The organism is Escherichia sp. KTE172 (genome assembly GCF_000408845.1).
Classification (GTDB): domain Bacteria; phylum Pseudomonadota; class Gammaproteobacteria; order Enterobacterales; family Enterobacteriaceae; genus Escherichia; species Escherichia coli.
Window position 1 is genome coordinate 67,368 of the sequence record NZ_KE137316.1, and the last position, 23,555, is coordinate 90,922.

The 23,555-nt window shown below is 50.2% G+C and carries 22 protein-coding genes; 10 read left to right on the forward strand and 12 right to left on the reverse strand.

What is annotated here, in order from left to right:
* Positions 1 to 8: 8 nt before the first annotated feature.
* Positions 9 to 1,079 (reverse strand): dihydroxyacetone kinase subunit DhaK, encoded by a 1,071-nt coding sequence (gene dhaK / locus G434_RS23225; RefSeq protein WP_000733688.1) that lies wholly within the window; start codon positions 1,077 to 1,079, stop codon positions 9 to 11.
* Positions 1,080 to 1,306: 227 nt separating this feature from the next.
* Between dhaK and dhaR the strand changes: the two genes are divergently transcribed.
* The gene (gene dhaR / locus G434_RS23220; protein WP_001446681.1) at positions 1,307 to 3,226 is read left to right on the forward strand and encodes a dihydroxyacetone kinase operon transcriptional regulator DhaR; all 1,920 of its coding nucleotides are present in this window, start codon (positions 1,307 to 1,309) and stop codon (positions 3,224 to 3,226) included.
* A 99-nt stretch (positions 3,227 to 3,325) separates the two neighbouring features.
* Here dhaR and G434_RS23215 read toward each other — a convergent pair whose 3' ends face one another.
* The 3 genes from G434_RS23215 to pth all read right to left on the reverse strand — a co-directional run bounded on the left by G434_RS23215 (position 3,326) and on the right by pth (position 8,830).
* On the reverse strand, positions 3,326 to 6,193 hold the full coding sequence (locus tag G434_RS23215; RefSeq protein ID WP_001309459.1) for an autotransporter outer membrane beta-barrel domain-containing protein: 2,868 nt from the start codon (positions 6,191 to 6,193) through the stop codon (positions 3,326 to 3,328).
* Between the two features lie 844 nt (positions 6,194 to 7,037).
* Positions 7,038 to 8,129, reverse strand: coding sequence for a redox-regulated ATPase YchF (gene ychF / locus G434_RS23205; protein ID WP_000505866.1), 1,092 nt, complete (start codon positions 8,127 to 8,129; stop codon positions 7,038 to 7,040).
* Positions 8,130 to 8,245: 116 nt separating this feature from the next.
* A complete protein-coding gene (gene pth, locus G434_RS23200) occupies positions 8,246 to 8,830 on the reverse strand; it encodes an aminoacyl-tRNA hydrolase (RefSeq protein WP_000152928.1) in 585 nt (194 codons plus the stop codon).
* A 277-nt stretch (positions 8,831 to 9,107) separates the two neighbouring features.
* Between pth and ychH the strand changes: the two genes are divergently transcribed.
* Positions 9,108 to 9,386, forward strand: a complete 279-nt coding sequence (gene ychH, locus G434_RS23195) for a stress-induced protein YchH (RefSeq protein WP_000823885.1) — start codon at positions 9,108 to 9,110, stop codon at positions 9,384 to 9,386.
* Positions 9,387 to 9,440: 54 nt separating this feature from the next.
* On the opposite strand, the gene dauA is transcribed toward ychH, so the two are convergent.
* The 4 genes from dauA to lolB form a co-directional block, all read right to left on the reverse strand.
* Positions 9,441 to 11,120, reverse strand: coding sequence for a C4-dicarboxylic acid transporter DauA (gene dauA / locus G434_RS23190; RefSeq protein WP_001033363.1), 1,680 nt, complete (start codon positions 11,118 to 11,120; stop codon positions 9,441 to 9,443).
* A 124-nt stretch (positions 11,121 to 11,244) separates the two neighbouring features.
* Complete coding sequence (gene prs / locus G434_RS23185; protein ID WP_001298109.1) at positions 11,245 to 12,192, reverse strand: ribose-phosphate diphosphokinase; 948 nt, start codon at positions 12,190 to 12,192, stop codon at positions 11,245 to 11,247.
* A 150-nt stretch (positions 12,193 to 12,342) separates the two neighbouring features.
* Positions 12,343 to 13,194 (reverse strand): 4-(cytidine 5'-diphospho)-2-C-methyl-D-erythritol kinase, encoded by an 852-nt coding sequence (gene ispE / locus G434_RS23180; RefSeq protein WP_001260323.1) that lies wholly within the window; start codon positions 13,192 to 13,194, stop codon positions 12,343 to 12,345.
* Complete coding sequence (lolB, locus tag G434_RS23175; RefSeq protein ID WP_001130692.1) at positions 13,194 to 13,817, reverse strand: lipoprotein insertase outer membrane protein LolB; 624 nt, start codon at positions 13,815 to 13,817, stop codon at positions 13,194 to 13,196. The genes ispE and lolB overlap by 1 nt, the downstream gene beginning before the upstream one ends.
* A 213-nt stretch (positions 13,818 to 14,030) precedes the next feature.
* Between lolB and hemA the strand changes: the two genes are divergently transcribed.
* From hemA to kdsA, 6 genes are read left to right on the forward strand one after another with little or no spacing between them, the layout of a single operon-like run.
* On the forward strand, positions 14,031 to 15,287 hold the full coding sequence (hemA, locus tag G434_RS23170) for a glutamyl-tRNA reductase (protein WP_001299679.1): 1,257 nt from the start codon (positions 14,031 to 14,033) through the stop codon (positions 15,285 to 15,287).
* Between the two features lie 40 nt (positions 15,288 to 15,327).
* A complete protein-coding gene (gene prfA, locus G434_RS23165; protein ID WP_000804726.1) occupies positions 15,328 to 16,410 on the forward strand; it encodes a peptide chain release factor 1 in 1,083 nt (360 codons plus the stop codon).
* Complete coding sequence (prmC, locus tag G434_RS23160) at positions 16,410 to 17,243, forward strand: peptide chain release factor N(5)-glutamine methyltransferase (protein ID WP_000456458.1); 834 nt, start codon at positions 16,410 to 16,412, stop codon at positions 17,241 to 17,243. Before prfA ends, prmC begins: the two co-directional genes overlap by 1 nt.
* A complete protein-coding gene (gene sirB2 / locus G434_RS23155) occupies positions 17,240 to 17,632 on the forward strand; it encodes an invasion regulator SirB2 (protein ID WP_000151883.1) in 393 nt (130 codons plus the stop codon). The genes prmC and sirB2 overlap by 4 nt, the downstream gene beginning before the upstream one ends.
* A 3-nt stretch (positions 17,633 to 17,635) precedes the next feature.
* Positions 17,636 to 18,445, forward strand: coding sequence for an invasion regulator SirB1 (gene sirB1, locus G434_RS23150; RefSeq protein ID WP_001257044.1), 810 nt, complete (start codon positions 17,636 to 17,638; stop codon positions 18,443 to 18,445).
* A gap of 35 nt (positions 18,446 to 18,480) precedes the next feature.
* Entirely contained in the window at positions 18,481 to 19,335 is an 855-nt protein-coding gene (kdsA, locus tag G434_RS23145; protein WP_000811065.1) for a 3-deoxy-8-phosphooctulonate synthase, read from the forward strand.
* Between the two features lie 147 nt (positions 19,336 to 19,482).
* On the opposite strand, the gene G434_RS0124595 is transcribed toward kdsA, so the two are convergent.
* The 3 genes from G434_RS0124595 to chaA form a co-directional block, all read right to left on the reverse strand.
* Positions 19,483 to 19,590 carry a type I toxin-antitoxin system toxin Ldr family protein gene (locus G434_RS0124595; RefSeq protein ID WP_000170965.1) on the reverse strand — a complete coding sequence of 36 codons (108 nt, stop codon included), beginning with the start codon at positions 19,588 to 19,590 and terminating at the stop codon, positions 19,483 to 19,485.
* Positions 19,591 to 20,017: 427 nt separating this feature from the next.
* Entirely contained in the window at positions 20,018 to 20,125 is a 108-nt protein-coding gene (locus tag G434_RS0124600; protein WP_000170955.1) for a type I toxin-antitoxin system toxin Ldr family protein, read from the reverse strand.
* Positions 20,126 to 20,530: 405 nt separating this feature from the next.
* Positions 20,531 to 21,631, reverse strand: coding sequence for a sodium-potassium/proton antiporter ChaA (gene chaA, locus G434_RS23140; protein ID WP_001309461.1), 1,101 nt, complete (start codon positions 21,629 to 21,631; stop codon positions 20,531 to 20,533).
* 269 nt (positions 21,632 to 21,900) lie between these two features.
* Between chaA and chaB the strand changes: the two genes are divergently transcribed.
* Entirely contained in the window at positions 21,901 to 22,131 is a 231-nt protein-coding gene (chaB, locus tag G434_RS23135; RefSeq protein WP_001146444.1) for a putative cation transport regulator ChaB, read from the forward strand.
* 157 nt (positions 22,132 to 22,288) lie between these two features.
* On the forward strand, positions 22,289 to 22,984 hold the full coding sequence (chaC, locus tag G434_RS23130) for a glutathione-specific gamma-glutamylcyclotransferase (RefSeq protein WP_001295621.1): 696 nt from the start codon (positions 22,289 to 22,291) through the stop codon (positions 22,982 to 22,984).
* A gap of 43 nt (positions 22,985 to 23,027) precedes the next feature.
* Here chaC and ychN read toward each other — a convergent pair whose 3' ends face one another.
* The gene (gene ychN / locus G434_RS23125; protein WP_001169659.1) at positions 23,028 to 23,381 is read right to left on the reverse strand and encodes a DsrE/F sulfur relay family protein YchN; all 354 of its coding nucleotides are present in this window, start codon (positions 23,379 to 23,381) and stop codon (positions 23,028 to 23,030) included.
* Positions 23,382 to 23,555 lie beyond the last annotated feature (174 nt).

Genomic DNA, 23,555 nt, shown 5'->3' on the forward strand with positions numbered 1-23,555 from the left:
CTATCTCCTTATTTACCCCAGTTAAGGGCCGGGGTGTGGACCGGGGCGTCCCAGAGTGCCAGCGTTTCGTCATCAACTTTCAGTAAGGTGATTGAGAAACCGGTCATATCCAGTGAGGTGCAGTACGCGCCAATTAAATTACGTTCGATAGTCAATCCTGCTTGCTGGCAACGTGTGGTCAGGCGGTTATAGACGCCGTATAGCTCAGAAAGCGGAGTTGCGCCAAGATTGTTAACCAGCGCAATCACCCGATCGCCAGACTGGAGCGGTTGTTTGGTTTGTGGTTCTTCCTGCCAGCTGCCTTGTTGATAATCCCAGAAACGCAAAGTGCGATGGTATGAGCCATTTTCCAGCAGGGTGTCGAACATTTCATCGACGGTTTGATCAAGGGAAGAGAAGGGACGGCGGTCAATACCTGGCTCACCATGAATGCCGACGCCAAACTCCATCTCATTGTCCGCCAGGGTAAAAGAAGGTTTGCCCGCGGCAGGAACGGTACAGGCACCGAGAGCAATACCTATTGAGTGGCCTTGATTATTCAACTTACGCCCCAGTTCCGCACAGGCGTCCAGTGAGTCGCCATGCTCCGCCGCTGCGCCTACGAGTTTTTCAATTAATACGGTGTTGGCAACGCCGCGCCGCCCGGCGGTATAAAGACTGTCTTTTACTGCAACGTCGTCATCAATGACCACAGTGGTCACTTTTACGCCGCTATCGTGCAGTAACTCGGTTGCTGTTTCGAAGTTAAGAATATCGCCGGTGTAATTTTTGATAATCAACAGTACACCTTCGCCGCCATCAATTTGCATGGCGCATTCAAAGATTTTATCGGGCGTCGGTGAGGTGAAAATTTCGCCCGGACAGGCCCCCGAAAGCATCCCCTGACCGATATAACCACAATGCATCGGCTCGTGTCCGCTGCCGCCACCCGACAGCAGGGCGACTTTACCTGCAACGGGGGCATCAGCTCGGGTGACATACACCGGATCCTGATGCAGTGTCAGCGATGGATGCGCTTTCGCTAGTCCTGCCAGTTGTTCGTCCAGTACGTCTTGCACATCATTGATCAATTTTTTCATTATTTTGCTCCAGCAATTACGGTAGGGCATGGATGATGTTCAACGACACGGCGACCACTGACTGCCGATGAATCCATTGTGCATCAGGCAAGGGAAAAGAAAATTAGCCCAAATTATGTTTCATAGTGAAACATATGCTTTAATGAATGTTCCATATTGAAACTTTTACGTGTATTAATACTTAAAATTGCGAGCCGGAACACCTTTTGTCATAAGGGATGCGGGATATGAGTGGCGCTTTTAACAACGATGGTCGGGGCATATCTCCCTTAATTGCAACCTCCTGGGAGAGATGCAATAAGCTGATGAAACGGGAGACATGGAACGTACCACACCAGGCCCAGGGCGTGACATTTGCGTCTATTTATCGGCGTAAGAAAGCGATGCTGACGCTCGGGCAGGCTGCGCTGGAAGATGCCTGGGAATATATGGCACCGCGAGAGTGTGCGTTGCTTATCCTCGATGAAACCGCCTGCATTCTCAGCCGTAATGGCGATCCGCAAACCTTGCAGCAACTAAGTACACTGGGATTCAATGACGGCACGTATTGCGCCGAGGGAATTATTGGTACTTGTGCGCTATCGTTAGCGGCTATCTCTGGTCAGGCCGTGAAAACGATGGCCGATCAACATTTCAAACAGGCACTCTGGAACTGGGCCTTTTGTGCAACGCCGTTGTTTGACAGCAAGGGCCGATTGACGGGAACAATAGCGCTGGCGTGTCCGGTTGAGCAAACTACCGCAGCTGATTTGCCGTTGACGTTGGCAATCGCCCGAGAGGTCGGTAATTTACTGCTGACGGACAGTTTGCTCGCTGAAACTAACCGTCATTTAAATCAACTTAATGCCCTGTTAGAAAGTATGGATGATGGCGTGATTAGCTGGGACGAGCAGGGTAATTTGCAATTTATCAACGCCCAGGCGGCGCGGGTCTTGCGCCTTGACGCGACGGCAAGTCAGGGAAGGGCAATCACTGAACTCTTAACGTTACCCGCCGTATTGCAACAAGCAATAAAACAGGCACATCCGCTCAAACACGTAGAAGCAACCTTTGAAAGTCAGCACCAGTTTATTGATGCGGTGATAACCCTTAAACCGATAATAGAAACGCAGGGAACCAGCTTTATTTTGTTGCTCCATCCTGTGGAACAGATGCGGCAGTTAATGACCAGTCAATTAGGAAAAGTCAGCCATACTTTCGCTCATATGCCACAAGAGGATCCGCAAACCCGCCGCTTGATTCATTTTGGTCGCCAGGCGGCGCGCAGTAGCTTTCCTGTCCTGCTTTGTGGAGAAGAGGGCGTGGGTAAGGCACTGCTAAGTCAGGCCATTCATAATGAAAGTGAGCGTGCAGCGGGGCCTTATATCGCCGTCAATTGTGAGTTATATGGTGATGCGGCGCTGGCGGAAGAATTTATTGGCGGCGATCGCACGGACAATGAAAATGGCCGTCTGAGTCGGCTGGAACTGGCGCACGGTGGCACGCTGTTTCTTGAAAAGATTGAATATCTGGCGGTGGAGTTACAGTCTGCTTTGCTTCAGGTTATCAAGCAGGGGGTTATCACGCGACTGGATGCGCGGCGTTTAATACCCATTGATGTCAAAGTGATTGCCACAACGACCGCGGACCTGGCAATGCTGGTGGAACAAAATCGCTTTAGTCGCCAGCTGTATTACGCGCTGCATGCATTTGAAATTACCATCCCGCCTCTGCGTATGCGGCGTGGCAGCATTCCGGCGCTGGTGAATAACAAATTACGCAGTCTTGAAAAACGCTTCTCTACGCGTCTGAAAATTGACGACGATGCCCTCGCTCGCCTGGTTTCTTGTGCATGGCCAGGCAACGATTTTGAACTTTACAGCGTCATCGAGAATCTTGCTCTGAGTAGTGATAACGGGCGCATTCGCGTCAGTGATTTACCTGAACATCTGTTTACCGAGCAGGCGACAGATGATGTCAGCGCCACCCGCCTTTCCACCAGTCTGTCATTTGCGGAAGTTGAAAAAGAGGCAATTATTAACGCAGCCCAGGTCACAGGCGGTCGCATTCAGGAAATGTCGGCTTTACTTGGAATCGGCCGCACTACGCTGTGGCGGAAAATGAAGCAACATGGCATTGATGCAGGGCAGTTTAAGCGCCGGGTATGAAAGACAGAAACGATTTATGATACATCAGAGTGATCTGTATTTCATTCCGGCGCACGCTAACAATTTTCAGCATCGTTTAAGGGCTTGTCTATCCCCCACTTAAAAGCTGAAGCGATATCCTCCGTTGACTTGCTTCTGATCAAAGAGGTTACCCTGCGTGTAATCCGCTTCGAGATAGAATGTGTGCTGTTTGTTATACTGTGCACTGACTCCCACGCCGTTATTCCAGCCATTACCTTTGAAACTGTACTTCTCCCGGGAGTTGTTCAACAGATATTCGGTATCCCCTGAAAACTCGCGGATAGCGCCAGTCTTCACATAGACATTCAGCTGGCTGTTGCCTGCGGTGATGTCATATCCCAGTATCATGCTGGCACGCCCCAGCAGCGATTCGTAGTGATTCAGATGTATATTGAGGCCATTACTCGCCTTCATAGCCATCTCATTCTGGTGGCTGTATGTGAGCTGGGTTTGCGGCTCTATATAGAACCCATAACCAGTAGGGGTCAGGTTGAACCTCTGCCCGGCTTCCAGGGCGATACTCATTCCATTCGCAGTGCCGTTGGCATTAACGCCGTTGTTCTGACTGTCCAGTACGTGGAAACTATTTTTCTGGCGTGATGCTTTTACAACGAGATCGCTGTAAAAACCGCTGTGTGCCATGTAACTGGCGTACATTCCCATGTAGTCTGAACGTGCGGTACCGTCGCCTCCGCTATAGTCCGGCGATGCATGTGTTGAGCCAATATACAGACCGACATACAACGGCATTTCATCAGAGAGACGTTTATCCCCACCAAACTGGATACCGCTGTAACCCATGTCAAAGCCGCTCAGTTTGCCACTGGCAAAGGAGTCCAGGCTTCCCCCATAACTGCGCAACCAGATATTACCGTCTTTACTCTGATTTCGCAGGTCACCCATCCGTTGCATCAGCGTACGGTTTTCAACATAGTTCAATAAGTAACCGACATTGAGATAATTGCCGCCAGCATCTGCGGTCGTGGTGGGTTTAGGTGTGGGAGTGGGGTTAGGCGTAGGATCGGGGTTGACTATGGGAGGCTGAGCGGGAGCTGGTGTGGGCTCAGGATTTGGAGTCGGCTCCGGAATTGTCCCGGAAGCGTAGAGCTCCCAGTTAGTGCCATTTTTACGCACATCATACAGATATCCTCCCAACTCAACCTGAGAAGACGCGCTGAACGAGGCCGCGCCGTCAGTGGTTTTTACCACTGTCAGAACTTCATTTCCCGTTGTGGCCTCGCTGCCCTGGTTACGGATAGCCAATACGTGATTACCAGCACTACTCCCGCTGATATTCAATAAATCCCCTTTATTATTAACGCCATTACCCTCGCCAACAACATCAGCACGCATAATAAAGGTACTGTTACCGCTCAGGTTCTCTACGTTTAATGTGGTGAATGTGCCGGCAGTTGACGTGTGGCTGGCAAAATCGACAGTTGAATGGCTCAGCGCCAGCGTGTCGAGATTAGAATTACTTGTTACGTTCCAGACGCTGTTATTCATTGTAACGTCCAGTTTCCCGCCATTGACATTATCGCTGAGGGAAGAACCTGTCCAAACCGACCCTGGGTGCATATCCAGATTGATTAGCCCACCTTTGGAGAGAACGCTACCGTTGATAAGCATACGACCCGAAGCGTTGATGCGGCTGGCGGCATAACCATCGTCATGTTGCGTTGCGATGGCCATCTGGTCGGGTGTACTCATATCAATGACCAGATCGCTCGTGAGATCGATCTGGCTGTTGGTCATGGCATAAATCCCCCTGGCTCCTGCCGCGCCGGTGATAGCCAAACTGTCTCCGGTTATTCTACCGCCGCTGAGCGCCCACAAACCCAGCGCCAGACTGTCATTACGATCAACCGTAATATCGGTATTTTGCATGTTGATAACAGCCGTTGCCGTCTGGGCTGAGGCACCATAAGAACCGCTGGAAAAGATGCTGTTTCGTTGCGCTGCCGTGCCAGAAAAATTGATTGTCGCGTCTGAACCACTGGTTACGAGGCCACCGCCCTGCGCGGAAGAAATATGGCTATCAGCACCGATAGTGGTTGTACCACCACGAACTTCGACGCCATTTGCCACGGCTCCAGTTACATCAACAGTGAGTGCATTCGCGCTCACCTGGCCAAAGCTCCAGAGGCCGTGTGCATTATCGCCATTGGTTTTAATGGTACTGTTTGTTCCGAGATCGACAACAGAGTTTTTCTGTACGTTTATCCCCATGGCGCTGTAGCCCTGAACATCGATTGTCAGGTCTGTCGCCGTAAAACGCGCAGCACCATTGGCGTTATTGCCGTTGAGACCACCGATATAAACACCTGTACTTCCATCGGTCTTGATTTTACTTCCGCTTCCAAGATCGACACTGGTGCCATAGTCATTGATGGTTAGGCCTATACCGTTCGAGTTTTCAATGGTGAATTGAGTGGCTGTTAGTGTTGAGCTATGTCCAATAATGATGCCGTCATCGTTACTCTTAATGGTGCTGCCTGTGCCTAAGTCAGCATGGGTATAGTCACCAATTAAATTAATGCCGATGGCAGAGGTTTGACCAACAACATCTACTGTGAGTCGGTTAGCTGTCAGGGAGCTGTTCTTGCCCTGAATAATGATTCCCTTTGCATATCCAGAGGCGTCGTTGACATTGACGGTGACATCATTACCCAGGTTGATATTGCCAGGCGTGTTTCCTGCTGGGGTCATTACACCATAGAGGTTTCCTGATGGATCGGCGGTATCTCCTGTAATTCTGTCACCATCACTAATAGTAATATTGGTGCCATTTTGACTTCCTAAATCAGCAGCTATCAGCAGGGGGGAAAAGATAATTGCATTCAAACCAATAGCGCCATATTTTATCAGTTGAATGGAGGGCGAACGGATTTTTAATTCAGCGAGACGATCGGCTTTGGTATTCCCATTGTGTTGTTTGATGCCCATACCACTCCTATATAGTACCCAGGCTATGGGTCTATGGATTTTGTCATTTTGTTTAAGTCAATGAATAATATCCTCTTATCATCATGATATTTGTATGGTGCAATCATGATGAGCTGCTCTGAGAATAATTCTCTATTACCGGGCAAAATCAGGAACACAGGAATTAATATATATTTAACATCCTCCTTACAAAGGTGAGTTTAGATCGAGTTATTCCCTAAGTTGTCGTTACTTATTCCAATTCGTTACTATGAATATGACAAAAACATTACAACAAACAGCGGTTAAATAATTTGGTGAATATTTTTGGTAATAATCCTAATTAGTTATGGGATTTTCGCTTGATGTATCTGCATAACAAAAACAATATGAGCCATTTTTGCATTACTAATAAGAAAAAGCAAAAAACATCGATATTCATTTTTGATCAATGGATTTTCTGGCTTATCGTTATTATCGTGCTACTGGTTATCATTTTCATCTTGCCAGGATCGCACGTAATCACGTTATTCGGGGGCTTTATCTGCTGGATATTGCCCTTCAGGCAAGTCCTTTTCTCGCCAGCATATTGGAGCGTGATCAATATTGATCAGCTGTAAAAGGTGTCTGATGTGCAGTGGAACACAAACTTACGTTATCTCATTGCTAATGAGATATCCCTCATCTGAACACTTATGTCTTTAATTATTCTGGTGGTTCACTATAGGCAATAAGCACAAAAGTGTAGGATGTTATAAGAATGGTTAGGACTCGGTAAAATGAAAAATCCACGCAATTGCGTGGATTTTATATACTTTTGCGCTCTTCATGAGATTTAGCGAAACCTCATGAGACAACAAATTAATTAGACATTGAACAGGAAGTTCATTACATCGCCATCTTTAACGATGTAATCTTTGCCTTCTGCACGCATTTTGCCTGCTTCTTTCGCGCCTTGTTCACCTTTGTAAGTGATGAAATCTTCGAACGAAATAGTTTGTGCACGGATAAAGCCTTTTTCAAAATCAGTATGGATTTTGCCAGCGGCCTGCGGCGCGGTTGCACCAACCGGAATGGTCCATGCACGTACTTCTTTCACCCCAGCGGTGAAGTAAGTTTGCAGGTTCAGCAGCTTATAACCGGCACGGATCACACGGTTCAGGCCCGGCTCTTCCAGTCCAAGCTCCTGCATAAACTCGTCACGTTCTTCGTCGTCCAGTTCGGCAATGTCTGCTTCAACAGCAGCACAAACCGGAACCACAACAGAACCTTCTTTCGCCGCGATTTCACGCACCTGGTCAAGATACGGGTTGTTTTCAAAACCGTCTTCGTTGACGTTGGCGATGTACATTGTTGGTTTCAGCGTCAGGAAGCTCAGGTAACGAATAGCCGCTTTCTCTTCAGCGCTTAAATCCAGCGCGCGCAGCATACCTGCGTTTTCCAGCTGCGGCAGGCATTTTTCCAGTACCGCCAGCTCGGCTTTCGCGTCTTTATCGCCACCTTTGGCTTTCTTCTGTACGCGATGAATCGCACGTTCGCAGGTGTCGAGGTCCGCCAGCGCCAGTTCGGTGTTGATAACTTCAATATCATCAGCCGGGTTAACTTTGCCGGAAACGTGAATGATGTTGTCATTTTCAAAGCAGCGAACAACGTGACCGATCGCTTCAGTTTCACGGATGTTGGTCAGGAACTGGTTACCCAGACCTTCGCCTTTCGATGCGCCTTTTACCAGACCGGCGATATCGACAAATTCCATGGTCGTGGGAAGCGTACGCTGCGGTTTTACGATTTCAGCCAGTTGATCCAGGCGAGGGTCAGGCATTGGTACGACGCCTGTGTTCGGCTCGATGGTGCAGAATGGAAAGTTGGCCGCTTCAATACCGGCTTTGGTCAGCGCGTTGAACAGGGTAGATTTCCCGACGTTGGGCAAACCGACGATACCGCATTTGAATCCCATGATTTAAATCACCTTAATATCTTAATAATCAACCTGTTATTGCTAACAGATTGCAGAAATGGAAATAACTTTGCCTATTATACACGGCACTCGGCAAAAATGCCGCAGACAACGACTTATTGTGCTTTAAAGGCGTGCAATCGGTTCGTTGCCTTGGTCAAGCCATCTGTAAACCACATTTCAGTACAACGCGCCGCTTCGTCGATGGCTTCATCAATTAACTTCTGTTCACTAACAGGCGGTTTGCCTAATACAAAACCAACAACTTTATTTTTATCGCCCGGATGACCGATTCCGATGCGTAAACGGTGAAAGTTAGGGTTATTACCCAATTTACTGATGATGTCTTTCAGTCCATTGTGACCACCATGGCCACCGCCCAACTTAAATTTGGCGACGCCAAGAGGCAGATCCAGTTCGTCGTGGGCCACCAGAATTTCGTCCGGATTAATGCGGAAAAAACTGGCCATCGCCGCAACGGCTTTGCCGCTGAGATTCATAAATGTAGTCGGGACTAACAGGCGGACATCTTCGCCTCCAAGGGTGACTCGCGAAGTATAACCAAAGAATTTAGCCTCTTCGCGCAGCGGAGCGCGCAATCGCTCTGCCAGTAAGTCAACGAACCAGGCACCAGCATTATGTCGCGTTGCGGCGTATTCAGCGCCGGGGTTCGCCAGGCCGACAATCAATTTAATCGTCACGTTTTTTTGTCCTGAGTGTGTACATAACTGGCGCGTAGTTTACTGGTTGCGGCCCCGCTTGACAAAAAACTGCGTATCAAATGCAGATAACGCAATAATTGCCTGAGTGGACTATTAGAAAGTCAAGGTGTTCAGGCGTTTATTTGTAAAGTTTTGTTGAAATAAGGGTTGTAATTGTGATCACGCCCGCACATAACCCACAGGGTGTTGTCTATACTTTACACATAAGGAAGAGGGGTATTCCCTGTTACAACCCAGAAAGTTCCGGAGGTGACATATGAAACGCAAAAACGCTTCGTTACTCGGTAACGTGCTCATGGGGTTGGGTCTGGTGGTAATGGTGGTCGGCGTGGGGTATTCAATCCTCAACCAGTTACCACAGTTTAATATGCCCCAGTATTTCGCACATGGTGCAGTGCTAAGTATTTTCGTCGGTGCCATTCTCTGGCTGGCGGGTGCCCGTGTTGGCGGGCATGAACAGGTGTGCGACCGTTACTGGTGGGTTCGCCACTATGACAAACGTTGCCGCCGTAGCGATAATCGCCGTCATAGCTAACAAATAATGCAGTTTGCTGACCAGTCAGTTTGCGCTGACTGGTCAATCTCGTACTTATAAATCCGCCATCGCCGCGCGACGATTCGGGAAGAATGCGAGGCGTCCCGGGATCGGTTGAATGCCTGCGCGAGCCATCGTGCGCAGTGGCTGGAATTCCAGGTTGCACACGCGCAGTTCACATCCTTCGGGCAGACGCTTCACAAAACGCTGGAACGCATCAAGACCACCAGCATCAAGTACCGGAACGGCATCCCACTTCAGAATCACAATCCGTTTGCCTTCAAGACGTGACTCCAGGTCCGTGAACAAGCCTTCAGCGGCAGCAAAAAACAGCGGACCAATAACGCGCAGAACCAGAACATCGTCTGGAACGTCTACGACTACCGGTGCCAGGCGAGTCATACGTGCGATACGACGCATAAACAGTAGCGATGCCAGCACGATCCCCACGCTGATGGCAATAACCATATCAAACAGCACAGTCAGCGACATGCACAGCAGCATGACGATGATGTCATCTTTCGGCGCATGACGCAGCAAGTCGACCACTTTGTGCGCTTCACTCATGTTCCACGCCACCATCAACAGCAGGGCAGCCATGGCGGAAAGCGGCAGCCAGGAGAGCAGCGGTGCCAGTACCAGCAGGGCAAGAATAACCAGAATAGAGTGGATCACCGCCGAGATAGGGGAAGTTGCCCCGGCACGGACGTTAGCGGCAGAACGCGCGATGGCAGCTGTAGCGGTAATACCACCAAAGAACGGGGCGATGATATTCCCCAGTCCCTGTCCAACCAGTTCGCTGTTCGCTTTGTGTTTCGTTCCGGTCATACCATCCAGTACCACGGCGCAGAGCAGAGATTCGATTGCGCCGAGCATTGCCATTGAGAATGCCGCAGGCAGCAGTGTGCGAATAGAATCCCAGGTGAGGGTAAATTCTGAATTGGGCAGGTCCCACGGTAGTACCAGTTGCGGCAGCAGTTGCGGAATACCGTTACCCTGAGAACCATCTGCCAGAACGTAGTGGAATTGCGATCCGATGGTAGCAACATGCCCGCCGAGCAGGTTAACAATCCCCATCACCGCGCAACCAGCCAGCAAGGCCGGAAGGTGACCAGGCAAACGAATGCCCAGACGCGGCCAGAAAACCAGAATGCCAAGCGTCACAATGCCAATGGCAGCATCACCCACATTAATGGTCGGCAACGCCATAAATAATGCGCCGACTTTTTGTAGATAATGCTCCGGGACATGGGCCATTTGCAGACCGAGAAAATCTTTAATCTGCATGGTACCGATGGTGATCCCGATACCCGAGGTGAAACCTAAGGTCACGGAAACCGGAATATATTCAATCAAGCGTCCAAAACGTGCCAGCCCCATCAGGATCAAAAAGACACCTGACATGAGTGTCGCGACCAGCAGTCCTGCCAGTCCAAACTGTTGCGAAACGGGATAGAGAATTACCACAAATGCCGCAGTCGGACCGGAAACGCTAAAGCGTGACCCACCCGTCAGAGCAATGACAATCCCCGCAACAGCTGCGGTATATAAACCGTACTGGGGTGCCACACCACTACCAATAGCCAACGCCATTGCCAGCGGGATAGCAATAATCCCGACGGTTATCCCGGCAATCAGGTCACGGGTAAACCGTGCGGCAGTATATTTTTCTTTCCAGCAAGCGTCGATCAGAGCGCGGAAAGGCATCACATGTGAGGAAAATATTTTGTTCACAATAATGTTTCATCCGTGAGCGCATCATCTGTCAACTAAATGGCAGGTGAAGGAGGCATAGGTCATACAAATGGATATTACAGACAAAAAAACCCGCCGCAGCGGGTCTTTGAGCCGGGTTCGATTAGTGTTCGAACATGGCAGAGATCGATTCTTCGTTGCTGATACGACGAATCGCTTCGGCCAGCATACCTGACAGGGTCAGAGTACGCACGTTCGGCAGTGATTTGATTTCATCGCTCAGCGGAATGGTATCGCAGACAACGACTTCATCAATTACAGAGTTACGCAGGTTGTTCGCCGCGTTGCCAGAGAAGATCGGGTGAGTCGCGTACGCAAATACACGTTTAGCACCACGTTCTTTCAGAGCTTCAGCAGCTTTACACAGCGTACCGCCAGTATCGATCATATCATCGACCAGTACGCAGTCACGACCTGCAACGTCACCGATGATATGCATCACCTGGGAAACGTTCGCACGCGGACGACGTTTGTCGATGATTGCCATATCGGTATCGTTCAGCAGCTTAGCGATAGCGCGGGCACGCACAACGCCGCCGATGTCCGGAGAAACCACAATAGGGTTATCCAGATTCAGCTGCAGCATGTCTTCCAGCAGGATCGGGCTACCAAATACGTTATCAACCGGAACGTCGAAGAAACCCTGAATCTGTTCAGCGTGCAGATCCACTGTCAGCACACGGTCAACACCGACGCTGGAGAGGAAGTCTGCAACCACTTTCGCAGTGATTGGTACACGAGCGGAACGGACGCGACGGTCCTGGCGCGCATAGCCAAAGTAGGGGATAACAGCGGTGATACGACCTGCGGAAGCACGACGCAGGGCATCAACCATAACGACTAATTCCATCAGGTTGTCGTTAGTAGGGGCACAAGTGGACTGGATGATGAAAATATCACCACCGCGTACATTTTCGTTAATTTGTACGCTGACTTCGCCGTCGCTAAAGCGACCTACAGCGGCGTCGCCGAGTGAAGTGTACAGGCGGTTGGCAATACGTTGTGCTAGTTCCGGGGTGGCGTTACCAGCAAAAAGCTTCATATCAGGCACGAGAAGAACCTCAGGCATGCGTCCATTGGTGGAAAGAATCTGCCGAAAACTGTGCGGGCCAGGCATGATTCTTTCCAGGCGGTGTATTAAAGAGCGCGATGCAACGTCTGGAACAAGGTGACGTTGTCACCGAAACTCAGCTTGCCCGGCTTAAAGCATGGCTCTGTGCAATGGGGAAAGATTAACGCCTTTCGCCACAAAGCCATTGAGCCATTCCGGGGCTTGCTCTAGCACCTGGCGGGCTTCAGACTCTGTATCAAATTCAGCAAAGACACAGGCCCCTGTCCCAGTCAGGCGCGACGGGGCGTATTCTAACAGCCAGGAAAGCACCGCATCAACCTCGCGAAAACGTTTTCTTGCGATAACCTCGCAATCATTGCTGAATTCACATTTTAGCAACGTTTCTATTGACCTTTTTGGCGTATTGCGCGGGAGTTCAGGATCTTTAAAAATCACCGGTGTCGGAATACTTACACCAGGGTGCGCCACCAGATACCACTTCTCTGGCGGATCCACCGGCGTTAGTATTTCACCAACGCCTTCGGCAAACGCGGCATGCCCCCGAACAAAGACAGGAACATCTGCGCCCAGCGTCAGCCCCATTTCCGCCAGCTCATCCATGCTTAGCCCGCATTGCCAGAGATGATTTAATGCCACCAGGACCGTCGCGGCATTGGATGAACCACCGCCGAGACCGCCGCCCATCGGCAAACGCTTGTCAATGCTGATATCCGCACCGCTTCCCGTCGGAAGACGCCCGCTGTCTGCCGCAGTTTTCATCAACAACCGTGCTGCGCGAACGATCAGGTTATCTTCATGTTCCACGCCTTCAACGGGCGTTAACAGACGAATATCCCCATCGTCACGAAGCTCAATGCTGATGGTGTCGCCGTAATCAAGAAACTGAAACAGCGTTTGCAGCGTGTGGTAACCATCCGCACGCTGACCGGTAATGTATAAAAACAGATTAAGTTTTGCCGGAGAGGGCCACTGTGTCCGCATTATTTCACTATCCAGTTATCCATTTTTAACTTGATGCGTTGACCACCGTCGGTGAGTTCCATATTGGCTGGCATCGCAGGTTGAGTTTTTGTGTCATAACCACCGTAAACAACTTTCCAGTTTTTGCCATTCTGGCTGTAGGTGATTTCGCTCAGGCGGTACTGGTCGTCCAGTTTGTAGTCGGTTGCATCACCCGGTAAACCTAAAATCCACTGGCGCAAGCTGTTGAGCGGAATTGGCATTCCGGTCAATTTGCCAATCATCTCTTCGGCGTCATCGGCGGTATAACGCTGGCCTTTATTGTCGACTAACTGCACGTTACCCGGTTGAGCATTCAGCTCCAGTTCCGTGCTGCCCAATGGGTTAGTCAGCAGCAGACGGTAGCGATCCTGGCCAGTTTGCTGCCAGAAGAAACGGGCGTACACTTTTTGTTGGTCAGAAATATAAGCGAACGCGCCGCGAGTTTGATACTGATTAAGATTGCGCACGTCTTGCTGATGCTGACGCCATTGTGGCGAATCCGGGCTTTTGCCAGGACCTTTGGGCGTGGTAACGGAACAGGCAGTGAGCACAAGAGCAGCCAGCGGTAGTAGGCGGATAAGACGAAAATCGGGCAGGGGCATAGTGATGACAAGTCCTTGAGATACGTTGCAGTTATAACCCTTAATGCTAGCGTTACCGTCCGCTATCGTCTATGTTCAAGTTGTCTTAATTGCCAGAATCTAACGGCTTTCGGCAATTACTCCAAAAGGGGGCGCTCTCTTTTATTGATCTTACGCATCCTGTATGATGCAAGCAGACTAACCCTATCAACGTTGGTATTATTTCCCGCAGACATGACCCTTTTAGCACTCGGTATCAACCATAAAACGGCACCTGTATCGCTGCGAGAACGTGTATCGTTTTCGCCGGATAAGCTCGATCAGGCGCTTGACAGCCTGCTTGCGCAGCCGATGGTGCAGGGCGGCGTGGTGCTGTCGACGTGCAATCGCACGGAACTTTATCTTAGCGTTGAAGAGCAGGATAACCTGCAAGAGGCGTTAATCCGCTGGCTTTGCGATTATCACAATCTTAATGAAGAAGACCTGCGCAAAAGCCTCTACTGGCATCAGGATAACGACGCGGTTAGCCATTTAATGCGTGTTGCCAGCGGCCTGGATTCACTGGTTCTGGGGGAGCCGCAGATCCTCGGTCAGGTAAAAAAAGCCTTTGCTGATTCGCAAAAAGGTCATATGAAAGCCAGCGAACTGGAACGCATGTTCCAGAAATCTTTCTCTGTAGCGAAACGTGTTCGCACTGAAACAGATATCGGTGCCAGTGCTGTGTCTGTCGCTTTTGCGGCTTGTACGCTGGCGCGGCAGATCTTTGAATCGCTCTCTACGGTGACGGTACTGCTGGTGGGTGCGGGCGAAACCATCGAGCTGGTGGCGCGTCATCTGCGCGAACACAAAGTACAGAAGATGATTATCGCCAACCGCACTCGCGAACGTGCCCAAATTCTGGCAGATGAAGTCGGCGCGGAAGTGATTGCCCTGAGCGATATCGACGAGCGTCTGCGCGAAGCCGATATCATCATTAGTTCCACCGCCAGCCCGTTACCGATTATCGGGAAAGGCATGGTGGAGCGCGCATTAAAAAGCCGTCGCAACCAACCAATGCTGTTGGTGGATATTGCCGTTCCGCGCGATGTTGAGCCGGAAGTTGGCAAACTGGCGAATGCTTATCTTTATAGCGTGGACGATCTGCAAAGCATCATTTCGCACAACCTGGCGCAGCGTAAAGCCGCAGCGGTTGAGGCGGAAACTATTGTCGCTCAGGAAACCAGCGAATTTATGGCGTGGCTGCGTGCACAAAGCGCCAGCGAAACCATTCGCGAGTATCGCAGCCAGGCAGAGCAAGTTCGCGATGAGTTAACCGCCAAAGCGTTAGCGGCCCTTGAGCAGGGCGGCGACGCACAAGCCATTATGCAGGATCTGGCATGGAAACTGACTAACCGCCTGATCCATGCGCCAACGAAATCACTTCAACAGGCCGCCCGTGACGGGGATAACGAACGCCTGAATATTCTGCGCGACAGCCTCGGGCTGGAGTAGCAGTACATCATTTTCTTTTTTACAGGGTGCATTTACGCCTATGAAGCCTTCTATCGTTGCCAAACTGGAAGCCCTGCATGAACGCCATGAAGAAGTTCAGGCGTTGCTGGGTGACGCGCAAACTATCGCCGACCAGGAACGTTTTCGCGCATTATCACGCGAATATGCGCAGTTAAGTGATGTTTCGCGCTGTTTTACCGACTGGCAACAGGTTCAGGAAGATATCGAAACCGCACAGATGATGCTCGACGATCCTGAAATGCGTGAGATGGCGCAGGATGAACTGCGTGAAGCTAAAGAAAAAAGCGAGCAACTGGAACAGCAATTACAGGTTCTGTTACTACCAAAAGATCCTGATGACGAACGTAACGCCTTCCTCGAAGTCCGTGCCGGAACCGGCGGCGACGAAGCGGCGCTGTTCGCAGGCGATCTGTTCCGTATGTACAGCCGTTATGCCGAAGCCCGCCGCTGGCGGGTAGAAATCATGAGCGCCAGCGAGGGTGAACATGGTGGTTATAAAGAGATCATCGCCAAAATTAGCGGTGATGGTGTATATGGTCGTTTGAAATTCGAATCTGGCGGTCATCGCGTGCAACGTGTTCCTGCTACGGAATCGCAGGGGCGTATTCATACTTCTGCTTGTACCGTTGCGGTAATGCCAGAACTGCCTGACGCAGAACTGCCGGACATCAACCCGGCAGATTTGCGCATTGATACTTTCCGCTCGTCAGGGGCGGGTGGTCAGCACGTTAACACCACCGATTCGGCAATTCGTATTACTCACTTGCCGACCGGGATTGTTGTTGAATGTCAGGACGAACGTTCACAACATAAAAACAAAGCTAAAGCACTTTCTGTACTCGGTGCTCGCATCCACGCTGCAGAAATGGCAAAACGGCAACAGGCCGAAGCGTCTACCCGTCGTAACCTGCTGGGGAGTGGCGATCGCAGCGACCGTAACCGTACTTACAACTTCCCGCAGGGGCGCGTTACCGATCACCGCATCAACCTGACGCTCTACCGCCTGGATGAAGTGATGGAAGGTAAGCTGGATATGCTGATTGAACCGATTATCCAGGAACATCAGGCCGACCAACTGGCGGCGTTGTCCGAGCAGGAATAATGGAATATCAACACTGGTTACGTGAAGCAATAAGCCAACTTCAGGCGAGCGAAAGCCCGCGGCGTGATGCTGAAATCCTGCTGGAGCATGTTACCGGCAAAGGGCGTACTTTTATTCTCGCCTTTGGTGAAACGCAGCTGACTGACGAACAATGTCAGCAACTTGATGCGCTACTGACACGTCGTCGCGATGGTGAACCCATTGCTCATTTAACCGGGGTGCGAGAATTCTGGTCGTTGCCGTTATTTGTTTCGCCAGCGACCTTAATTCCGCGCCCGGATACGGAGTGTCTGGTGGAGCAGGCACTGGCGCGGTTGCCTGAACAACCTTGCCGTATTCTCGATCTCGGGACGGGTACCGGGGCGATTGCGCTGGCGCTGGCTAGCGAGCGCCCGGACTGCGAAATTACCGCTGTAGATCGTATGCCAGATGCTGTCTCTCTGGCGCAACGTAATGCCCAGAATCTGGCGATCAAAAACATCCATATTCTGCAAAGCGACTGGTTTAGCGCGCTAGCCGGGCAGCAGTTTGCGATGATTGTCAGTAATCCGCCGTATATTGACGAGCAGGACCCACATCTTCAACAAGGCGATGTCCGCTTTGAGCCGCTCACTGCGCTGGTTGCGGCAGACAGTGGAATGGCAGACATCGTGCATATCATCGAACAGTCGCGTAACGCGCTGGTATCCGGCGGCTTTCTGCTTCTGGAACATGGTTGGCAGCAGGGCGAAGCGGTGCGACAGGCATTTATCCACGCGGGATATCATGACGTCGAAACCTGTCGGGACTATGGTGATAACGAGCGCGTAACGCTCGGCCGCTATTATCAATGACAATTTTTTCTACACTGCTTAGCGTTCATCTCATTAGCATTGCGCTTTCTGTAGGGCTATTAACCTTACGTTTCTGGCTACGTTATCAGAAGCATCCTCAGGCATTTGCGCGCTGGACGCGCATTGTGCCGCCGGTTGTCGATACGCTGTTATTGTTAAGTGGCATTGCGTTGATGGCTAAAGCGCACATCCTGCCATTTTCCGGGCAGGCACAGTGGCTGACTGAAAAGCTGTTTGGAGTTATCATTTATATCGTTTTGGGTTTTATTGCACTCGATTATCGTCGTATGCACAGTCAGCAGGCGCGCATTATTGCCTTCCCGCTGGCGTTGGTGGTGCTGTACATCATCATTAAACTCGCCACCACAAAAGTACCGTTACTGGGGTAAGTCATGAGATCGTTAGCTGATTTCGAATTTAATAAAGCGCCATTGTGCGAAGGCATGATCCTGGCTTGCGAAGCAATCCGCCGCGATTTTCCCTCGCAAGATGTTTACGACGAACTGGAGCGTCTCGTTAGTCTGGCGAAGGAAGAAATCAGCCAGCTTCTGCCTTTAGAAGAGCAGCTGGAAAAACTGATCGCGCTGTTTTACGGCGACTGGGGATTTAAAGCCTCACGCGGCGTTTATCGTCTTTCCGATGCATTATGGCTGGACCAGGTGTTAAAGAATCGACAGGGCAGTGCGGTATCATTAGGTGCCGTTTTATTATGGGTCGCGAATCGTCTCGATTTGCCGCTGCTGCCGGTGATTTTCCCTACGCAGCTGATATTGCGCATTGAATGTCCGGATGGCGAAATTTGGCTGATTAATCCTTTTAACGGTGAATCGTTAAGCGAACATATGCTGGACGTATGGTTAAAGGGAAATATCAGCCCGTCTGCGGAACTGTTTTATGAAGACCTTGATGAAGCTGATAACATTGAGGTAATCCGCAAATTGCTGGATACACTCAAAGCTTCGTTGATGGAAGAAAATCAGATGGAGCTGGCGCTACGTACCAGCGAAGCTTTATTACAATTCAACCCGGAAGATCCCTATGAAATTCGCGATCGCGGGTTGATTTATGCGCAACTGGATTGCGAACACGTTGCGTTGAACGATTTAAGTTATTTCGTTGAACAGTGTCCGGAAGACCCGATCAGCGAAATGATCCGTGCGCAAATAAATAACATCGCGCATAAACATATTGTGCTGCATTAATTAATCGACATTTTACTCAAGATTAAGGCGATCCTATGAAACAAAAAGTGGTTAGCATTGGCGACATCAACGTAGCAAATGACCTGCCGTTCGTACTGTTTGGCGGTATGAACGTGCTGGAATCTCGCGATCTGGCGATGCGCATTTGCGAGCACTACGTAACCGTGACCCAGAAACTGGGTATCCCTTACGTGTTCAAAGCCTCTTTTGACAAAGCCAACCGCTCCTCCATCCACTCTTATCGTGGACCGGGCCTGGAAGAAGGGATGAAAATCTTCCAGGAGTTGAAGCAGACTTTTGGCGTGAAAATTATCACCGACGTTCACGAACCAAGTCAGGCACAGCCCGTTGCGGATGTCGTGGATGTGATTCAGTTGCCGGCGTTTCTTGCTCGCCAGACTGACCTGGTTGAAGCCATGGCGAAAACCGGTGCGGTAATTAACGTCAAGAAACCGCAGTTTGTCAGCCCGGGACAGATGGGTAATATCGTTGATAAATTCAAAGAAGGCGGCAACGAAAAAGTGATTCTTTGCGATCGCGGTGCTAACTTCGGCTATGACAACCTGGTTGTTGATATGCTGGGCTTCAGCATCATGAAGAAAGTGTCTGGTAATTCACCGGTGATTTTCGACGTGACCCACGCACTGCAATGCCGCGATCCGTTTGGCGCAGCTTCCGGCGGTCGTCGTGCTCAGGTGGCTGAGCTGGCACGTGCCGGTATGGCGGTAGGTCTGGCGGGGCTGTTTATTGAAGCGCATCCGGATCCGGAACATGCGAAATGTGATGGTCCATCCGCGCTGCCGCTGGCTAAACTGGAACCGTTCCTCAAGCAGATGAAAGCGATTGATGATCTGGTGAAAGGTTTCGAAGAACTGGATACCAGCAAGTAATCTTTTTTGCTTGAAAACTAAAGCCTTAGCGTTCTGCGTTAAGGCTTTTTTCATGGGGCCGGATACAAAAAAGGCCGCAGGCTGTTACTCCTGCGGCCGGTTTCGGGCGCATATTGCCATCACGGCAGCCTGACGCCCGTTTTCACCTTACTTCCGGTTACGCCACCAGCTGACAATCGCTGCGGTAATAATTCCCGCCAGGATCGGTGCTGCCAGGTCGTGCCAGAAAGTCATGGCAAACTGCGCGAGCGTCATATAGCCGCCTTGTTGTAATGACAACATTTTGCGGCTATTCTTGAATTGTTCTGGTTCAAGATTAGCCCCCGTTCTGTTGTCAGGTTATACCTCTCAACGTGCGGGGGTTTTCTCTTTCCAGCAACCAATGCCACCAGGGATAGAGCCCCCGCAACATTGCGCCTCACCGGATAACGCCGGCTTGGTGTGGATACTACGACTCAATTAATCTTCACTTCATCCCTGAAATGTATGCAATGAAGAGTGCATTCCGGTTTTTCAACAGCTGTTACAGTCGTTTCATGAGTGCTCTGGATGATGCTTCCAGCTCGGGTTGCCAATATTTACTTGTGGAAGAGATAAAGACAAAAAAGGCCGCAGGCTGTTACCCCTGCGGCCGGTTTCGGGCGCATATTGCCATCACGGCAGCCTGACGCCCGTTTTCACCTTACTTCCGGTTACGCCACCAGCTGACAATCGCTGCGGTAATAATTCCCGCCAGGATCGGTGCTGCCAGGTCGTGCCAGAAAATCATGGCAAACTGCGCGAGCGTCATATAGCCGCCTTGTTGTAATGACAACATTTTGCGGCTATTCTTGAATTGTTGATGGTTCAAGATTAGCCCCCGTTCTGTTGTCAGGTTTTACCTCTCAACGTGCGGGGGTTTTCTCTTTCCAGCAACCAATGCCACCAGGGATAAAGCCCCCGCAACATTGCGCCTCACCGGATAACGCCGGCTTGGTGTGGATACTACGTCTCAATTCATCTTCACTTCATCCCTGAAATGTTTGCAATAAAGAGTACATTCCGGCTTTTCAACAGCTGTTGCAGTGGTTTCGTGCAGGTTCTGGTACAGGCTCGCAATTCTGATTAACAACCTGTTCAGGTAGTATGAAGAAATACAATAAGCAGGAATTTATATTATCTCCCCCGATTTCTGTCATCGGAGGAGATATAACTGTCAGGCAAATATCGTCATCAAATAGGCGGCAAACAGTGCGAGATGCGCTGCGCCATTGAGCACGTTAGTACGTCCGGTGGAGAAGGAGATATGGCACAGCACTAAAGAGGCCACCATCACCACCATTTCTGGCGCACCAAGTGCAAACTGCAATTCGTTACCCGTCATAAAGGCAATTAGCGTGACGACAGGTACGGTAAGCGAAATGGTTGCTAACACTGAACCAAAGAACAGATTCATCGCGCGCTGGACCTGGTTGTTCAACACTGCTTTTAACGCACCTAAACCTTCCGGCGACAGAATCAACAGAGCCACCAGGAAGCCAGTAAAGGCGACAGGGGCATTCATGCTGTCGAGCAATGTCTCCAGCGGGCTGGCGTTCATTTTGGTCACCGCAATAACGGCAATCAGATGGACAATCAACCAGATAGCATGCCACAGGCTGCTATGGGCAGACGGTTTACCGTGGTGCGGGTCGTCATCATCACTGTCATCTTCGTGCTCGTAGACAAATAAACTTTGATGCGTTTTGGTCTGGATCAGCAAAAATACGCCATACATTGCCGCAGAAATTAATGCTACCAGTAACGCCTGACCGGTTGAAAAATTCGCCGCAGGCAGAGCCATTGGAAATACCAGTACGATTATCGCCAGGGGGAACAGCGCAATTAAATACTGCTTGATACCAAACAGATTCATATATTGGGTGGCAAACTTGCGTCCGCCCAACAATAATGAAAAGCCAACCAGCCCACCGGTAACAATCATAATGATTGAATAGAGCGTATCACGCATTAGCGTTGGCGCGGCGTCGCCGGTTGCCATTAAAGCTGAAATCAAACTGACTTCAAGAATAACCACTGAAAGGCTAAGAATAAGCGAACCGTAAGGTTCTCCCAGGCGATGGGCTAATACGTCCGCATGACGGACAACACTAAAGGCGCTACTTAAAATACCAATAAGAGCAAGAAGATTGATGCCAATGACCACTGGTAGTGTCTGGCTGCTTCCCCACAGGAACAGCACTACCAGCGCCAGAACCGGGAAAATAAGCGAAGTCTCCTTGTGGCGGGTTTTTACCGCCTCTTGAGCATTTGACATTATGGTTATCCCTTTGCAGATGAATTTATCGAAAATGTAAAAAATAGGTAGGAAAAATAACAGAAAGTGTCTGGATATCGGTAACATTTTACGAATTTTTACCCCGCTGTCGATTTTTTACTCATCGGGCCATAAAAATAAGCAATGCGTTTAGACAATGTTTGTTTTAGCGTTTCTTAAGAAGAGTCTGACATGAAAATTCTTATGTTTTGGCAAGAGTGGATATTGTTGACCACACTTAATGTTCAACTTTGTAAAAGGAGTCAACGATGCCGTATAAAACGAAAAGCGATCTGCCGGAAAGCGTAAAGCACGTGCTTCCGTCTCATGCCCAGGATATCTATAAAGAAGCGTTTAACAGCGCATGGGATCAATATAAAGATAAAGAAGATCGGCGTGATGACGCCAGTCGCGAAGAAACCGCGCATAAAGTGGCCTGGGCTGCTGTGAAGCATGAATATGCCAAAGGGGATGATGATAAATGGCATAAAAAATCGTAAAACCGGTAGCTTAGTTAAAGCTATTCGTGCGGTGTTGCCTTGCAAGTGGTCCGTGGATTGCATATTGTCCCGTTAGTGGTTTCAAAATGAGCAGTAAAAATGTCCGGAAGACACCAAAAAGTTGTCGCAGGGAAGTATGCAGTGGCGGAGGTGTAAGGTGATAACGCGTGATTTCTTGATGAATGCCGATTGTAAAACGGCATTTGGTGCCATTGAAGAATCACTCTTATGGTCAGCAGAGCAACGGGCGGCTTCGCTGGCGGCGACGCTGGCTTGTCGACCTGATGAGGGACCGGTGTGGATCTTCGGTTATGGATCGTTGATGTGGAATCCGGCACTGGAGTTTACCGAGTCGTGCACCGGTACACTGGTTGGATGGCATCGCGCGTTTTGCCTGCGCCTGACCGCCGGGCGCGGGACTGCGCACCAGCCGGGACGGATGCTTGCACTGAAAGAGGGCGGACGCACCACAGGCGTCGCCTATCGACTGCCAGAAGAGACGCTGGAGCAGGAACTAACCCTGTTGTGGAAGCGCGAGATGATTACCGGCTGTTATCTGCCAACCTGGTGTCAGCTTGATCTTGATGATGGACGCACAGTAAACGCCATTGTGTTTATTATGGACCCGCGACATCCAGAATATGAATCTGACACTCGCGCTCAGGTCATCGCGCCGTTGATTGCAGCGGCGAGCGGTCCACTGGGAACCAACGCACAATACCTGTTTTCACTGGAACAGGAGCTTATCAAACTGGGAATGCAGGACGATGGGCTGAATGATTTACTGGTATCGGTAAAAAAACTGCTGGCGGAGAATTATCCGGATGGTGTGTTACGGCCGGGATTCGCCTGAGTAAACTTCCCTCATCGTGGGGCGTCAGACGCCCCCTCAAACATTAAAATGTGAGCACTTTATCGGCTGACAGCGTCCATTGCGCCAGTTCCACAAGCGTACCGATTTCCACCCCATCAATCAGAGGAAGTGTGCTAATCCCGCGCCCGTCGGTACAGGTTTTGCACAATTTCACCGGTACATTCTGAGCGGTAAGGATCTCCAGCATTTGCTGAATGTTGTAGCCTTCCCCTGGTTTTTGCCCGCGCAACCCGGCTGTGACCGCATCAGACATCAGGAACAGACGCAGATCCAGATTGTTCTCCTGCTCTCGTAACGCAATGGCCAGCCGCAAGCTGTTAAACAAGGATTCGCTCCCGTAAGGCGCGCCATTGGCAACGATCACGATTTTTTGCATTATTTACTCCTGTATTCAGGGAATTAGACACTCATCTTCTATCTTACTGCTTCTGCAGCGTCTGACCAATCGGTCACATTTTTAAGGATTTTCCTGAAAGCGCGAGAAAATACGACAAAAGTTGCCAGTAATCGTTATTCTTTAGGGCTATGGTTTTTCATTTTTTACCGGAAG